At 61.1% G+C, this 16329-nt stretch carries 13 protein-coding genes; 5 read left to right on the plus strand and 8 right to left on the minus strand.

Annotated features, from left to right (window positions below; all coding sequences use genetic code 11):
• Nucleotides 1-302: 302 nt before the first annotated feature.
• Complete coding sequence (locus B0G71_RS12715; protein ID WP_116142209.1) at nucleotides 303-881, minus strand: hypothetical protein; 579 nt, start codon at nucleotides 879-881, stop codon at nucleotides 303-305.
• Nucleotides 882-986: 105 nt separating this feature from the next.
• The gene (locus B0G71_RS12720; protein ID WP_116142211.1) at nucleotides 987-1658 is read right to left on the minus strand and encodes a recombinase family protein; all 672 of its coding nucleotides are present in this window, start codon (nucleotides 1656-1658) and stop codon (nucleotides 987-989) included.
• Between the two features lie 611 nt (nucleotides 1659-2269).
• On the opposite strand from B0G71_RS12720, the gene B0G71_RS12725 reads away from it, so the two are divergent.
• From B0G71_RS12725 to B0G71_RS41735, 3 genes are read left to right on the plus strand one after another with little or no spacing between them, the layout of a single operon-like run.
• Entirely contained in the window at nucleotides 2270-2716 is a 447-nt protein-coding gene (locus tag B0G71_RS12725) for a DUF4145 domain-containing protein (RefSeq protein ID WP_181916768.1), read from the plus strand.
• A 36-nt stretch (nucleotides 2717-2752) separates the two neighbouring features.
• Complete coding sequence (locus B0G71_RS12730) at nucleotides 2753-3205, plus strand: hypothetical protein (RefSeq protein ID WP_116142215.1); 453 nt, start codon at nucleotides 2753-2755, stop codon at nucleotides 3203-3205.
• Between the two features lie 17 nt (nucleotides 3206-3222).
• On the plus strand, nucleotides 3223-4062 hold the full coding sequence (locus B0G71_RS41735; RefSeq protein ID WP_220377322.1) for a toll/interleukin-1 receptor domain-containing protein: 840 nt from the start codon (nucleotides 3223-3225) through the stop codon (nucleotides 4060-4062).
• 71 nt (nucleotides 4063-4133) lie between these two features.
• On the opposite strand, the gene B0G71_RS12740 is transcribed toward B0G71_RS41735, so the two are convergent.
• The 6 genes from B0G71_RS12740 to typA form a co-directional block, all read right to left on the minus strand.
• Nucleotides 4134-4457 carry a transposase gene (locus B0G71_RS12740; protein ID WP_116142217.1) on the minus strand — a complete coding sequence of 108 codons (324 nt, stop codon included), beginning with the start codon at nucleotides 4455-4457 and terminating at the stop codon, nucleotides 4134-4136.
• Between the two features lie 160 nt (nucleotides 4458-4617).
• Nucleotides 4618-5715, minus strand: coding sequence for a cell division protein ZapE (gene zapE, locus B0G71_RS12745; protein ID WP_106284576.1), 1098 nt, complete (start codon nucleotides 5713-5715; stop codon nucleotides 4618-4620).
• Nucleotides 5716-5804: 89 nt separating this feature from the next.
• Nucleotides 5805-7235: a dihydrolipoyl dehydrogenase gene (lpdA, locus tag B0G71_RS12750; RefSeq protein WP_116148564.1), complete on the minus strand. Its 1431-nt coding sequence runs from the start codon at nucleotides 7233-7235 to the stop codon at nucleotides 5805-5807.
• Between the two features lie 138 nt (nucleotides 7236-7373).
• Nucleotides 7374-8660 (minus strand): 2-oxoglutarate dehydrogenase complex dihydrolipoyllysine-residue succinyltransferase, encoded by a 1287-nt coding sequence (gene odhB, locus B0G71_RS12755; protein WP_106284574.1) that lies wholly within the window; start codon nucleotides 8658-8660, stop codon nucleotides 7374-7376.
• Nucleotides 8661-8799: 139 nt separating this feature from the next.
• Complete coding sequence (locus B0G71_RS12760; protein WP_116142218.1) at nucleotides 8800-11661, minus strand: 2-oxoglutarate dehydrogenase E1 component; 2862 nt, start codon at nucleotides 11659-11661, stop codon at nucleotides 8800-8802.
• A gap of 380 nt (nucleotides 11662-12041) precedes the next feature.
• Nucleotides 12042-13868 carry a translational GTPase TypA gene (typA, locus tag B0G71_RS12765; protein WP_116142220.1) on the minus strand — a complete coding sequence of 609 codons (1827 nt, stop codon included), beginning with the start codon at nucleotides 13866-13868 and terminating at the stop codon, nucleotides 12042-12044.
• A gap of 319 nt (nucleotides 13869-14187) precedes the next feature.
• Here typA and B0G71_RS12770 point away from each other — a divergent pair, with 319 nt between their 5' ends.
• Nucleotides 14188-14703 carry a MarR family winged helix-turn-helix transcriptional regulator gene (locus B0G71_RS12770; RefSeq protein ID WP_116142222.1) on the plus strand — a complete coding sequence of 172 codons (516 nt, stop codon included), beginning with the start codon at nucleotides 14188-14190 and terminating at the stop codon, nucleotides 14701-14703.
• Nucleotides 14704-14752: 49 nt separating this feature from the next.
• Entirely contained in the window at nucleotides 14753-16261 is a 1509-nt protein-coding gene (locus tag B0G71_RS12775) for an efflux transporter outer membrane subunit (protein ID WP_116142224.1), read from the plus strand.
• Nucleotides 16262-16329 lie beyond the last annotated feature (68 nt).

Consider the following 16329-nt stretch of genomic DNA (forward strand, 5'->3'; position numbering starts at 1 on the left):
GCTTACCTGACCGGATCGCACGCCTCTCGTACGCTTAATGACATGCGGGATAGGGTCGGCTGCCCGCGCTCCTGCGTCGGCTTCTGGATCGGCTAGCAACGCGTGCCATTGAAGTCGGCTGCTCTGTGTCTGCTAAGTCGTTCGAATTGACTCACACTCGCGGGGCGGATTCCAGGAGCGCGCTTCTGTGTCTGGAGAGCCCTACATAATCGGGAATCACTGTGTCCGGCGAGCGTCCCGAAATGACAGAAGCCCGCGCAGCGGCGGGCCTCGTTCGGTTATCCAGCGGCCAGCGCCGCCGATCAGTGGGCGTGCGTCAAGGCTCCCGCCACGTATCCGCTATGCAGCAGAAGCTCGCCTGCGGCCTCGGCCCGGATCACCGCGTCCAATGCCTGAATCGCGTCGGACTGCTCGCCGCTCGCCTCGGCCACTGCCTGCCATCTCGCCGCACCTGCCCAAGCAGCACGCACCGCGCGCAGCGCCTTCTCGCTGTCCGTAGCCTTCGCGGCCCACGGCTCGCACTGGAGCACCCATCCCTCGGTGTCAGCCAACGTCCCTGCCTCGACCAGCGCCTCGTATCCGGCCTCACCAGCGTATGCAAGTTCGGTGGCCCGATCCTCATAGCCGATAAAGAACGCGAGGCGTGCGTGCTCGTTATTCCACTCCGGGCAGATGTTCGCTGCCACTTCAGCCCACACCACGGCGCAATGTTCGGCCATGCTATTCGGCCCCCACAAGAAGCCAGGACGCTTCCGGCAGTGCTGCCAATCCGTCTCGGCGTAGAACGCACCATCGTTGTACGCCTCGTCGTGCAGTTCCGTGCCGTCGATGTCAGCGGCGATAGGGTCGGCTTCGATGTTCAGTGCGATGTTCTGGTTCATGATGTTTGCGATAATGTGCAGGCGCACTGGCCCGCGTGTGAGTTGGTTGCCCGGTCTATCCGCCAAGACTGTCCGGGTTGCTACGGTGTGCGGTGCCAGCGCGTCTTATTCGGCCTTGCCCTCCTGCAAGAGGCCCGCTGCTCGCAGCGCTCGTGCGATAGTCGGGCGCGTGGTCTTAAGCGTGTCCGCGATCTGGCTGTAGCTCATTCCCCGCTGTCGTAGGTCAACGATCCTGCGGTGCATGTCGGCATCTGCTTTGCGGCCCGCGTAGCCCTTCGTGTCAGTCAATCCAGCGGCATCCCTGCCCCTCCGGCGCTCGACTCCCTGCGCAGCGCGTTCGCGCCGCACCTCGTAGTCCTCGCGTGCCTTGGCTGCGGCCAGTTCAACCATAAGGTCACGTAGCGCGGCCTCGGTCGCATCGTGTGCCCAGTCATTACGTTGCGCCTGCGTAGCCTTCAGCAGCTTCCAAGTCATCGGCACGTACTTGGCGACGATCAGCACTCGCTTCGACCGGATACGCTCTTTCAGGGCTTCCCAGTCGTCCTGTGTGAGACGCGTCAATCGGTCGATGCCCTCCACCAGCAGCACATCACCTGCATGCGCCTCGGTCAACAGATCATCCAGCGCTGGCCTGTCCAGCTTCGTACCGGATGCGTTCTCAACATAAAAGGCTGTGATACGCGCACCGTGCTCGGCTGCGAAGCTGGTAAGGCTGTCGCGTGCCCGGTCTGCGTCTTGATCTGCTGTGGATGCTCGAAGGTATGCGCGAATGGCCATGATGTTGGCTCGGTAACGTTTAGGAACTTGAATCGTAACCAGTAACGAATAAGCTGTCAATACACTAATTACGTAACCGCTATTCGATACCGTTCGATAGTTCCGTTATCGCATGCCCTAACGTACCGGCCAACAGCGAGGCGGCGGTCGCCTGTATGTGCTGGCTTGTTCGAGGCAGACGCAGCCCGCTGTGGGCGGTGTACGCCAGCCGCATGTGTGTCCGCTACGCTGCTTGACTGCAAGCGTTGGTCATCGACCGGGCACCGTGACACCCTCCGCCTGCTAATGAAATGCGCCCGCGCACGCGTACGGGGGAGCGCGCAAGCGCGTGCGCGGCGTAAGTGCTCGCACCCATCTGGATCATTTTTGGGTCGGACGATACACTCAGCCATTCGTCCAAGGGTCATCACATGCAAAACCAAGTCACACCACAATTAAGGCTTGAAGCGTTTAATTGCCCGACATGCGGGGCTTTTGCCCAAATGACGTGGGATCAGTGTGGGTACAACCGAACCGCCACTCCAGTCTTTAGGGCAGCTTGTGGTGCCTGTCACAAACCTAGTTGGTGGCTAGAGGAGGCCCGCGCAGATGGTCTAGGCACAACCGGCCGCATGATGTGGCCTGCTGACGTTACTGCCCCTCGCGCACATCCCGATCTATACCCTGACCTTCAGGCCGACTTTGAGGAAGCGCGATCAATCTCGCGGGCTTCCCCTCGCGGTGCTGCGGCGCTGCTGCGACTGGTTATCGAAAAGCTGGCTAGAGAGCTTGGCGCGCAGGGCGACACCATCGACAGAATGATTGGCGATCTAGTGTCTAAAGGCTTGCCCGTTCAGGTGCAGCAGGCGCTCGACACGGTACGCGTGATCGGAAATAATGCGGTCCACGCGGGGAAGATGGATCAAGCCGACGTAGAGGCCACAGTCAATCAACTGTTCGGGCTGGTCAACATTATTGTGGAACAGCAGGTCACACAGCCCAAAAAGATTGCCGAACTATTCGGGACGCTACCTGAGCGGGCGCTGAAAGGGATCGAGAGGCGGGACGGGGCGAAATAGCGGCCGCACAAATACGATTACAACCACAGGGACCAAATGAAAATCACCCTTTCCATAGCACTGCCCGCACTTGCCCTCACGGCCTGTGTCTATGTTCCGGCTGATTACACGGCTGGTCCGGTGCATGGCGACCCGAAGAAAATCGTAGAACGCATCATGTACGAGCAGCCCGAGAGCAAACGCCCTGAATACGTCGAAGTAACAGACGACTATGTGGAGTATGGGGCAGGCAGCAAAGGCTCGTCCCGTGAGACGCTGACCGGGTACAACCATTCGTCCAAGAAGGATGTAACGCGGCTGTACTACCGGACGATGGTCGAGGCGAAGCTTCTCGATCGTGCTTCGTTGAAGGGCCATTGGTACATCGTAGAGCCGCGCACTGCGCAGGGGCGGAAACTTGCCGATGTGTATGTGTCCGACCGTAAGGATGCGGAGAACTTTATTGACGCCCTAATGGCTTTGCGGGCCGCTGTTCCGGCGACGGACTAACTTGGAATCACCTAGAGATGAACATGCCGGAAAACGAGAATCAGAAACTTATTCGACAAATTCGTGAAACCGTTGAAGAGCCTTATGCGGAGCGCGTGCGCGGTAAGCATTCGAAGCTGGCAGCGCGGTGGCCGGTGGTGTCGGGGTGCAACCTGCAAGTGGGGCATTTCAAAGGCTGGATGATTTTGCTTTTCAAACACACCGGCGTTAAGGCGTTCCGGTCAAACGATGGCATGGGACTGCTTACGCCCGAGATCGTCGGGGCCGAAGCCATCACGCGTGACAATGTTGAATTCGTCAGGCGGCGGATGGTTGAGATGCACGGGTTAGCGCCGGAAGATGCGCTGATTTTCTGGCCCCCGGAGGGATTTGACCCTATCGAACTCGACGTTATGATGCTTCGGCATGAGACGGCACGCGGATTAATACCAATGAAGATCTTCCTGAGCCACAAGTCTGCGGACAAGCCGCTGGTGCGGCAATTCAAACAACTTCTCGATCAATTGGGATTCGATCCGTGGTTGGATGAGGATGCTATGAGTGCGGGAGCGGAATTGGAGCGCGCATTGCTCAAGGGATTCTCTGACTCATGCGCAGCGGTGTTCTTCATAACACCGAACTACAAAGATGAGAACTATTTGGCTTCAGAGGTGGACTACGCAATACAAGAAAAGCGAAAGAAGGGCGATCAGTTCCAAATCATCACCTTGGTGTTTTCCGAGAACGGAAAGACCGGCGCAGTTCCTGAATTGCTGAAACGGTACGTGTACAAAGAACCAGCGACTCATCTCAGTGCATTCCACGAAGTTCTGAAAGCGCTGCCGTTGGCGGTTGGAAGCCCTTACTGGAAGGCGTAAGCCTCCTAGTAGGTATCTGTGTGGCATCTTTGGATTGGCTCGTTACTCACGCTTGGTACGGATTCGGCTCGCTAGTAATTGCGACCCGCTCCGTACCAATTCTGTACCAACGCCGGTCCCGAAGTGGCATCGGCCTTCGTCGCAAACCCTTGCTGTACAATGGCCCCACCGATTGCAGCCGCCTTGAAGCGGCGATGGCAGGTCTGGTAGGACGGGTACTTGCGCGGCATGGCGGACCAGGTGGCGCCGCTGTACATGACCCACAGCACGCCGTTGAGCACCGAGCGCGTATTGGCGAGCGGCCGGCCACGCAGTTCGGAGCGCGGACGCAATTCGGGAAGCAACGGTGCGACACGTTGCCATTCTTCGTCGTTGATATCACGGTAAGGATTCATGGTTTCTCCTTTGTCAAAACCTTGACAAAAGATATCCAGTCGTCCGCGCACGGAATATAAGACCAATCCGAATCTTGAAATTACGCCGGACGACGCCGCGCTGTCGGTGAACGGCGCGTGATCTATCGCAAAAGCGCCGCCGGCCACGGCCTGCGGCGCCTCAGGTCAGCGACGTGTCGACGATCCGCCGGGGCGTGTCGAGATATTCCTTCGATTGCATTTCGACGATGCGCGACACCGTGCGCGCGAACTCGTTAGCCATCGGACCATCCGTATACAGTTGATCGGGCGGCACCGCGGCGGACATCAGCAGCTTCACCTTGTGATCGTAGAACACGTCGATCAGCCACGTGAAGCGGCGTGCTTCCGAGGCCATGCGCGCGGACATCTGCGGCACGCCGGAGAGGACCACCGCGTGAAAGCGGCTCGCCAGTTCCAGATAGTCGTTCTGCGAGCGCGGTCCGCCGCACAAGGTCGCGAAGTCGAACCACACCACGCCGTCAGCGCGGCGCAGCGCCTTCAACTCGCGCTTTTCGATGTGCAGGATCGGGCTTTCGTCGGGCACCGCGGCAAGACGCGCGAATGCGTCGCGCAAGGCTTTGTCGGCGGCGGCGCCGAGCGGCGTGTGATACACCTCGACCTGCGCCAGCGTGCGTTGCCGGTAGTCGATGCCCGCATCGACGTTGATCACGTCGAGCTTCTGCTTGATGAGTTCGATCGCCGGCAACATGCGGTCGCGATGCAGGCCGTCCGGATACAGCGTGTCCGGATCGTAATTCGAGGTCATCACGAACTGCACGCCGTTTTCGAACAGCTTGTCGAGCAGGCGGTACAGGATCATCGCGTCGGCAATATCCGACACGTGGAATTCGTCGAAACAGATCAGCCGGTAGCGTTTGGCAATGCGGCGCGCGAGTTCGTCGAGCGGATCGGCCTGGCCTTTCAGATCTTCCAGTTCGCGATGCACTTCGCGCATGAATTCGTGGAAATGCAGACGCGTTTTGCGCTGCACCGGCACGATCATGTAGAAGCTGTCCATCAGAAAGCTCTTGCCGCGCCCTACGCCGCCCCACATGTACACGCCGCGCGGCAGGTCCGGGTGGATGATCAGCTTCTTGAACGCGTTCGAGCGGCGCGACTTGTATTCGACCCACTCTTCATAGCACCGCTGCAGACGGTCGACCGCCGCGCGCTGCGCCGGATCCGATTGGTAGCCGCGCGTCTGCAGTTCTTTTTCGTAGTATTCGGTGACGTTCATCGTGTTGCTGCAAATAGAAAGGCGGGAGGGAGTGAACCCGCCCGCCTTCGTGGTAATGCCGGAGTACTGTCAGTCAGGCGTGCGCGGAATTACATGTTCAGCGCGCGCTTGTCCACGGCGAGTGCCGCTTCGCGCATGACTTCCGACAGCGACGGGTGCGGATGGCAAATACGGCCGATGTCTTCCGACGCCGCCTTGAATTCCATCGCCACCACGGCTTCCGCGATCAGGTCCGATGCATCCGCGGCGATGATGTGCACGCCGAGAATTTCGTCGGTCTTCGCGTCGGCGATCATCTTGACGAAGCCTTCCGCCTTGTTGATGCCGAGTGCGCGGCCGTTCGCCATCATCGGGAACTGGCCCGTCTTGATCTCGCGGCCTTCGGCCTTGAGCTGCTGTTCCGTCTTGCCGACCCACGCGATTTCCGGTTCGGTGTAGATCACCCACGGAACGCAGTTGTAGTCGATATGCGGCTTCTGACCGTCGATGATTTCAGCGACCAGCACGCCTTCGTCTTCCGCCTTGTGCGCGAGCATCGGGCCGCGCACCACGTCGCCGATCGCGTACACGTTGGGCACCGAGGTCGCGCAGTGGTCGTCGACGTCGATGAAACCGCGCTCGTTGGCCTTCAGGCCGATCGCTTCGAGACCGAGGTTGTCCGTGTTCGGCACGCGGCCGATCGACACGATCAGGCGGTCGGCTTCGAGCTTTTGCGCGTTGCCGTCCTTGTCCGTGTAGTTGATCGTCACGCTGTTATCGGTCGTTGTCACTTCGCCGACCTTCACGCCGACGTGGATGTCCAGACCCTGCTTCTTGAACTGCTTGGCCGCTTCTTTCGCGAGCGCCTGGTCAGCCGCGCCGAGGAATTCCGGCAGCGCTTCGAGCACGGTCACGTCCGCGCCCAGACGGCGCCACACCGAGCCCAGTTCCAGACCGATCACGCCCGCGCCGATCACGGCGAGTTTCTTCGGCGTGGAGTCGAAGCTCAGCGCGCCTTCGTTGTCCGCGACGATCTTGTTGTCGACCGGAATATTCGACAGATGACGTGCCTTCGAACCCGTGGCGATGATCACGTTCTTAGCCGTGACCACTTCGGTTTCGCCTTCGCCGCTCACTTCGATCTGCACGCCGGCGTCTGTCTTGCCGGTGAACTTGCCGTGGCCCTTGAGCCACGTGATCTTGTTCTTGCGGAACAGGAATTCGATGCCCTTGGTCATCTTTTCGACGATGCCTTCTTTACGGGCCATCATCTTCGAGATATCGACCTGCACGTTCTCCACGGAAATACCGTGGTCAGAGAGGTGATGCGATGCGTTTTCAAATTCTTCCGACGACGCGAGCAGCGCCTTCGACGGAATGCAACCCACGTTCAGGCACGTGCCGCCGAGCTTCAGCGTGCCGGCCGGGTTCTTCCATTTTTCGATACATGCGACGGTCTTGCCGAGCTGCGCTGCGCGGATGGCGGCGATGTAACCGCCAGGACCTGCGCCGATCACGACGACGTCAAATTCTTTGGACATGACAATCCTTTTGATGGCGGAACGGCGCGCGGCCACGCTTCGTGGCGCACGGCGTTCCTGTACTGCGGAATGCGAAAGACGTGATGCTTATATGGCGTCGGTTTGCGCTAAGGCAAGCCGACGCCAGCCGAGCCGCGCTTACAGGTCGAGCAGCAGGCGCGCCGGATCTTCCAGCGCATCCTTCATGGCGACCAGCGACAGCACCGCTTCGCGACCGTCGATGATGCGGTGGTCGTACGACAGCGCCAGGTAGTTCATCGGGCGGATTACGATCTGGCCGTTCTCGACCACAGCGCGTTCCTTGGTGGCGTGCACGCCCAGAATCGCGGATTGCGGCGGGTTGATGATCGGGGTGGACAGCATCGAACCGAACACACCGCCGTTCGAGATGGAGAACGTACCGCCGGTCATTTCTTCGATCGACAGCTTGCCGTCTTTGGCCTTCTGGCCGAATTCAGCAATCTTCTTCTCGATTTCGGCGAGGCTCAGCTGGTCCGCATTGCGCAGGATCGGCACCACCAGACCGCGCGGCGAACCGACTGCGATACCGATGTCGAAGTAGCCGTGATAGACGATATCGTTACCGTCGATCGACGCGTTCACCAGCGGGAATTTCTTCAGCGCATGGACCGCGGCTTTCACGAAGAACGACATGAAGCCGAGCTTCACGCCGTGTTCCTTTTCGAAGCGGTCTTTGTACTTGTTGCGCAGGTCCATCACCGGCGCCATGTTCACTTCGTTGAACGTGGTCAGGATGGCGTTGGTTTGCTGCGACTCGAGCAGACGCTCGGCAATACGCGCGCGCAGACGCGACATCGGCACGCGTTGTTCCGGACGGTCCTTCAGCCATTGGTCAGCCGAAGCCGGCGCCTTGACGTCCGGCAGCGACGGCTTCGCAGCCTTCGGTGCGGCGGCCGGTGCCGGTGCCGGTGCGGCCTTGGCAGCAGGAGCGCCCGCGGTCAGCACGTCACCCTTGGTGATGCGGCCGTCGCGGCCCGTGCCGGACACATCGCCCGCGCCCAGGCCCTTTTCGGCCATCAGCTTGCCGGCAGCCGGCGAAGCAGCGGTGTTCGCACCCGTTGCGGATGCAGCTTGAGCCGCCGGAGCCGGTGCAGCGGCGGGTGCCGGTGCGGCTTCCGGAGCGGGCTTCACTTCGGCTTCGACAGCGGCGGCGCCTGCCTTGCCTTCGGTGTCGATCTTGGCGATGACCTGATCCGCCGTGACGGTGTCGCCGTCGTTCGCGATGACTTGCGCGAGCACGCCGGCCGAGGGTGCCGGCACTTCGAGCACGACCTTGTCGGTCTCGATTTCGATGAGAATTTCGTCTTGAGCAACCGCTTCGCCCGGCTTCTTCTTCCACTGGAGCATCGTGGCTTCCGAGACCGACTCGGAAAGCTGGGGAACCTTGACTTCAACAATAGCCATTATGAATATCCTGAATACGTATCGGGTGACGGCGCGCGATCCATGGACCCGTCACCGCCTGCGAACCTTGACTGCCGCGCTGATCTTTCAGATGCGGCACGGGAAAGCGCCCTGCGCTTTCCCGGTTCAGCTCTTGTGATTATTTAGCGATCGACGCGCTCTTGAGGCGGCCGAAAGCGCCTTCGACCAGCGCCTTCTGCTGCTCGTAGTGCTTCGCGTAGTAGCCGACTGCCGGCGAGGCCGAAGCCGGACGTCCGCTGTATGCCAGCTTCTGCCCTTCCTTCATGCCGTCCTTCAGGTGGTGCTCGATGTAGAACCACGGACCCTGATTCTGCGGCTCGTCCTGCACCCAGACCACTTCGGTCGCGTTGTCGTACTTCCTCATTTCCGCTTCGAACTGCTTGTGCGCGAACGGATAGAGCTGTTCGATACGGATGATCGCGACGTCGTTCGACTTCGATTCGCGGCGATGCGCCAGCAGGTCGTAATACACGCGGCCCGAGCAGGCGATCACGCGCTTGACCTTCTTCGCGTCGATGGCTTCGTCGACTTCGCCGAGGATCGGCTGGAACGCGCCCTTTGCCAGTTCCGACAGATCGGACACGGCTTCCTTGTGGCGCAGCAGCGACTTCGGCGTGGCGACGATCAGCGGCTTGCGGAACAGGCGGATCATCTGACGGCGCAACAGGTGGAAAATCTGCGCCGGCGTGGTCGGTTGAACGACCTGCATGTTGTGGTCTGCGCACAATTGCAGGAAACGTTCGATACGTGCCGACGAGTGCTCCGGACCCTGACCTTCGTAGCCGTGCGGCAGCAGCATGGTGAGACCCGAAACACGGCCCCACTTCACTTCGCCCGACGAGATGAACTGGTCGATCACAACTTGCGCGCCGTTCACGAAGTCGCCGAACTGCGCTTCCCACGCGACGAACGTATTCGGTTCAGCGGTCGAGTAACCGTATTCGAAGCCCAGCACCGCTTCTTCCGACAGCACCGAGTCGATCACCGTGAACTTCGCCTGACCTTCGGCGATGTTCTGCAGCGGCACATACGTGCCGTCGTTCCAGCGTTCGCGGTTCTGATCGTGCAGCACCGCGTGACGGTGCGTGAACGTGCCGCGGCCCGAATCCTGACCCGTCAGGCGCACTGCATAACCCGACGCAACCAGCGACGCGAAAGCCAGGTGTTCGCCCATGCCCCAGTCGAGCTTCGCTTCGCCACGGCCCATCGCGCGGCGGTCGTTGAGAACGCGCTCGACCAGCGGGTGAACCTTGAAGTTTTCCGGCACCGTGGTGACGCGCTCGGCCAGACGCTTCAGTTCCGCGAGCGGCACCGCAGTGTCCGCAGCGTCGGTCCACTTGCGGTTCAGGAACGGCACCCAGTCCACCGCGTACTTGCTCTTGTAGTTCGAGAGCACCGGGTCGACCGTGTGGTGGCCTTCGTCCATGGCCTTGCGGTAGGCCTTGACGAACTCCTCGCCTTCCTCCGCGGTGATCACGCCTTGCTGCACCAGCTTTTCAGCGTAGAGTGCGCGCGTGCCCGGGTGCTTGGCGATCGTCTTGTACATCAGCGGCTGCGTGACTGCCGGCGTGTCCTGCTCGTTGTGGCCCAGCTTGCGGAAGCAGACGATGTCGACGACGACGTCCTTGTGGAACTGCATCCGGAAGTCGATCGCCAGTTGCGTAGCCAGCACGACCGCTTCGGGATCGTCGCCGTTCACGTGCAGCACCGGCGCTTCGATCATCTTGACGACGTCCGAGCAATACAGCGTGGAGCGCGAGTCGCGCGGGTCCGACGTCGTGAAGCCGATCTGGTTGTTGATGACGATATGCAGCGTGCCGTGCGTGCCGTAACCGCGCGTTTGCGCGAGGTTCAGCGTTTCCATCACCACGCCCTGGCCCGCGAAAGCCGCGTCGCCGTGGATCTGCACCGGCAGCACTTGCAGGCCGCTGTCGTCGCCGCGACGGTCCATACGGGCTTTCGCCGAACCTTCGACCACCGGGTTGACGATTTCGAGGTGCGACGGATTGAATGCGAGCGACAGGTGAACCGGGCCGCCTTCGGTCGAGACGTCCGACGAGAAACCCTTGTGGTACTTCACGTCGCCGGCCGGCAGGTCGTCGTGGTGCTTGCCTTCGAATTCGGCGAACAGGTCAGCCGGCATCTTGCCGAGCGTATTGACCAGCACGTTCAAACGGCCACGGTGAGCCATGCCGATGACGATTTCCTGAACGCCGTTGGCGCCGCCGTGACGCACCACTTCGTCCATCGACGCGATGAAGCTTTCGCCGCCTTCGAGCGAGAAGCGTTTCTGGCCGACGTACTTGGTGTGCAGGAAGCGCTCGAGGCCTTCAGCGGCCGTCAGGCGATTCAGAATGTGCTTTTTCTTTTCGTTCGAAAAGTTCGGCGTGGAGCGGATCGATTCGAGCCGCTCTTTCCACCAGCGCTTCTGTTCCGGATCGCTGATGTACATGTACTCGGCGCCGATCGTGCCGCAGTACGTGTCGCGCAGAGCCTTGACGATCTCACGCAGCGACGCGCGCTCGAATCCGAAATACAGATTCGTGGCGCTGAACTCCTGGTCCATGTCGGCTTCGGTGAAGTCGTAGAACGCGGGTTCGAGTTCGGGAATAGCGGGACGTTCGCGGCGCTTCAGGGGATCGAGATTGGCCCATTGCGAGCCGAGGAAGCGATATGCGCCGATGAGGGACTGCACATAGACCTGCTTGCGAGCGGTAGCGAGATCTTCGCCGCCGGCTGCCGTGCGCGGGATGAAGGCATTAGCCTTGGCCCGTTGTGCAAACGATTCGACGATCGGGCCGTGGGCCACGTCGTTGGCATTGCTGCCATCCGATGCAGGAACGTTCTGCAACGCGTCGAAATAGCTGCGCCAGTTCTCGGGCACTGACGCCGGATTATCGAGATACGCTTCGTACATTTCTTCTACGTACGGAGCATTGCCGCCGAACAGATAAGAGTTCGACTGGAATTGCTTCATCATTTTTACGCTCACCTTTCTTCGAGTTTCTCGAGAAATAGCGGGTTACAGAACCTTCCGCGACACGGCCTGACCGTTTAGCGGATTGCGCGAATCAAGTCTTGCTTGGAAGGACCTAAAACTTTGCACCCGGGGAGCATATCACAGAACGGATAGTGCAGATAGCAGACGGATTGCCGCTGAAGCCCGTCGCGACGGGCTTTCGGGCCACTTTCGGGAGTCGCAACAGTCTTCTGCGGAAATCGGGGACAAACGGTCAAAGCGGCGCCAGGCGCGGCATATCGGCTGCGACTGGAAGGCCGGAAACGACAAAAGCCACCCGAAGGCGGCTTTTGCCTGACTGCCAGGGTGCGCTGCACCGGCCAAGGCCGATGTCCGCCTGCTTAGTCCACCGCGCCCTTGCGGCTTGCGCTGCGACGCTCGTGTTCCTTGAGGTAGCGCTTGCGCAGACGGATGGACTGCGGCGTAACTTCGACCAGTTCGTCGTCGTCGATGAACTCGACTGCGTATTCCAGCGACATCTGGATCGGCGGCACGAGGCGCACCGCTTCGTCCGTACCCGACGAACGTACGTTGGTCAGCTGCTTGCCCTTGATCGGGTTCACGACCAGGTCGTTGTCACGGCTGTGAATGCCGATGATCATGCCTTCGTACAGCGGCTCGCCCGGCGACACGAACATACGGCCGCGATCCTGCAGCTTCCACAGTGCGTACGCGACTGCCGCGCCGTCGTCCTGCGAAATCAGCACGCCATTGCGGCGCTCGCCGACCGCGCCTTCCTTGACCGGCTGATACGAGTCGAACGTGTGGCTCATCAGGCCCGTGCCGCGCGTGAGCGTGAGGAATTCCGACTGGAAGCCGATCAGGCCACGCGCCGAAATACGGTACTCGAGGCGCGTACGGCCACGACCGTCCGACGCCATGTCGAGCATCTCGCCCTTGCGGCGGCCCAGTTCTTCCATCACGCCGCCCTGGTGGCCGTCTTCCATGTCGACCGTCAGGTTTTCGTACGGCTCGTGCTTCACGCCGTCGACTTCTGTCATCACCACGCGCGGACGCGACACGGCCAGCTCGTAGCCTTCGCGGCGCATGTTTTCCACCAGAATGGTCAGGTGCAGTTCACCGCGGCCTGCCACTTCGAACGTGGTTTCGTCGCCGGTTTCCTTCACGCGCAGCGCGACGTTGTGATTCAGTTCCTTCATCAGGCGGTCACGGATCTGACGGCTCGTGACGAACTTGCCTTCGCGGCCGGCCAGCGGCGACGAATTGACGAGGAAGTTCATGGTCAGCGTCGGTTCGTCGACAGTGATCATGGGCAGCGCTTCCGGCTGTTCCGGTGCGCAGATAGTCACGCCGATGCCGATTTCTTCGATACCGTTGATCAGCACGATGTCGCCGGCTTCAGCCGAGTCGACCTGCACGCGCTCGAGACCCTTGAACGACAGCACCTGGTTGATCTTGCGATTCAGAATCGCGCCGTCAGGACCCGAACGCACGGCGACCGACATGCCCGGCTTGATCGTGCCGCGCGTGATGCGGCCCACGCCGATACGGCCGACATACGACGAGTAGTCCAGCGACGTGATCTGCAGTTGCAGCGGAGCCGTCGGATCGGCCGGGCGAACCGGCACGTGTTGCAGCACGGCTTCGAACAGCGGGCGCATGTCGCCTTCACGCACGTCCGGGGTCAAGCCCGCGTAGCCGTTCAAGCCCGATGCGTAGACGATCGGGAAGTCGAGTTGTTCGTCGGTGGCGCCGAGTTTGTCGAACAGGTCGAACGTCTGGTTGATCACCCAGTCGATACGCGCGCCCGGACGGTCCACCTTGTTGATCACGACGATCGGCTTCAAACCGAGCGCCAGCGCCTTCTTGGTCACGAAGCGCGTTTGCGGCATCGGGCCTTCGACGGCGTCGACCAGCAGCAGCACCGAGTCGACCATCGACAGCACGCGCTCCACTTCGCCGCCGAAGTCGGCGTGGCCCGGCGTGTCGACGATGTTGATGTGCGTGCCTTCGTACTCGACCGCGCAGTTCTTCGAAAGGATCGTGATGCCACGTTCTTTTTCGATGTCGTTCGAGTCCATCACGCGCTCAGCGATCTGCTGGTTGTCACGGAACGTGGCGGTCTGGCGGAGGAGCTGGTCGACGAGCGTGGTCTTGCCGTGGTCGACGTGAGCAATGATGGCGATGTTGCGTAGGGCGCGAGTCATAGGAACCTGGAGACAGTTGAGTGCGCCAGCAGCAGCATTGTGTGAACGAAACCAACAAAGCCCAAAGCGCACTTTTGGGAACCCAATATTGTAGCACGTGCAAATGAAGCTTTCTGGTATTCCCTGATAGGGCCGGGGTCGGCTGCGCAGCGGCCGTCAGAAACGAAACGTAAGCAGGTGGGCGAAATCCTACGCAAAATCACGCGGATTATGACTTGAGCGGAGAAAGTTCCTTGCCTAAGCTGTAATAACACTTGCCGCGTCAACCAACCGGCCCCTATAATCCTGCCTAGTCAACCATTGCATTCGCACGAGAATCATGACGGAGCCGTCCGCTACACCCCCGCCGGAGATCAGCGAATACCAGCTAGGCGAAAGCGTCGGCTATCTGATCTCGCGAGTGAAATCGACCCTGTCGAACCTGGTCACCCAGCGCAGCATGGCCGAGTTGGGCATTACGAGCCAGCAAGGCAGCATCCTGTTTATGGTGGCGAGCGGCAAATGCCTGCTGGCGGCCGAACTGGCCCGCGAATACGGCATCGACGCGAGCGCCGTCACGCGGTTGATCGACCGCTTGGAGAAACGCGGTCTGCTGACGCGGGTTCGCAGCAATGAGGACCGACGAGTCGTGCGCCTCGCGCTGACGCCGGAAGGTCACGCCATCGCCGCCAAAATGCCGGCTATTTTCACCGGCGTGCTGGACAGTTTGCTAGGCGGCTTCACCGCGGAAGAAGTGGGTTTTCTGAAGAGCATGCTGCGTCGCGTGCTCGTCAACTCCGGCGATCAAACGGGACTAACCCGTGATGCAGCAAGCAATTTTGACAGCAAATCGTAAGAAATTGCTTGCAGTGTCCATCATTACATTCCACTCAAAGAGTCGAGCGATGAAATCCCTTTCCCTGTCCGCGCCCGCGCTTTCGAGCCGGGCCGCCGTCGCCGCAGTGGTGACGGCGCTCGCCCTCACGGGGTGCGCGAACTACTTCGGCATGAAAAGCGACAAGCAGATCTCGTCGCCCGCTCAGTACGAGTCCGCCCAGAGCCTCGCTGGTCAGGGCGGCCAGTGGCCGTCGCTCGACTGGGCCAACCAGTTCGGCGACCCGCAACTGCCTAAGCTGATCGCCGAAGCGCTGGAAGGCAGCCCGTCGATCGCGCAGGCGCAAGCGCGTCTTGCCAAGGCCTCGTCGTATATCGAGAGTTCGCGCGCGGCGCTGTACCCGAAGGTGAACGGCAGCTATTCGTGGACCCGCGAACTGTTCTCGGCCAACGCGCTCTACCCGCCTCCGTACGGCGGCACCTGGTATAGCGAGAACAACGTGCTGGCCAGTGCGTCGTGGGATCTGGATCTGTGGGGCAAGAATCGTGAGCGGCTGGGTCAGGCGGTGTCGCAGGAAAAGGCCGCCGAGGCCGACATGCAGCAGGCGCGCGTGACGCTCGCGGCGTCGGTGGCGAGCACGTATAACCAGCTCGCGCAGTTGTACGCGTTCCGCGACATCGCTGCGCGCGAAATCGCCAACCGCCAGGATATCGGCCGCATCACGAATGGCCGCGTGACGGCCGGCCTCGACACCAATGTCGAACGGCAAACCGCGAACGGCAACATTGCGACCAGCCAGTCCAATTTGACCGACCTCGACGGTCAGATCACGGTCGTGCGCTATCAACTGGGCGCACTGCTCGGCAAGGGTCCGGATCGCGGCCTGCAGATCGCGCAGCCCGCGCTGACCAACGGCAACGTCGTGGCGCTGCCGGACAACCTGCCCGCCGACCTCGTCGCGCGCCGCGCGGATATCGTCGCCGCGCGCTGGCAAGTCGAAGCCTCGATGCACGACGTGAAGGAAGCCAAAGCGGAATTCTTCCCGGACGTGAACCTCGCGGCCGGCTTCGGTTTCGACGCGTTCGGCTGGGGCCGCTTCCTTAAATCCAGCAGCCGTCAGATGCAATTCGGCCCGGCCATTCACCTGCCGATCTTCGACGCCGGCGCGCTGCGCTCGCAGCTGAAGGGCCGCTTCGCCGACTTCGACCTGGACGTGGCGAACTACAACCAGACGCTGATCAGCGCCCTCTCTGACGTCGCGACGCAAGTGTCGTCGATCCGTTCGATCGACCAGCAGCAAGGCGACGCACAACGCGCGCTCGACGCGTCGACCAAGGCATATGAGCTGGCTGTGATCCGCTACAAGGCCGGTTTGTCGCCGCAGTTGCAGGTGCTGACCGCCGACCAGAACCGACTCGCCGCCGACCAGACGGTGACCGGCCTCAAGATGCGCCGCCGCGACATGCAGATCGGGCTCATCAAGGCGCTCGGCGGCGGCTTCGACGCGACGCAGACCGGCCTCGTGGTGCCGACCGATGCTCCGGCATCGGCCTCCGCCGCGACCACCGCTGCGAACTGAGCGCGCGAACCACGGCCAGATCGAACACACGCACGAACATCCGAATAAACGACGACGTCTGAAAGAAC

The sequence above is a fragment of the Paraburkholderia sp. BL27I4N3 genome, from assembly GCF_003386115.1.
GTDB lineage: Bacteria > Pseudomonadota > Gammaproteobacteria > Burkholderiales > Burkholderiaceae > Paraburkholderia.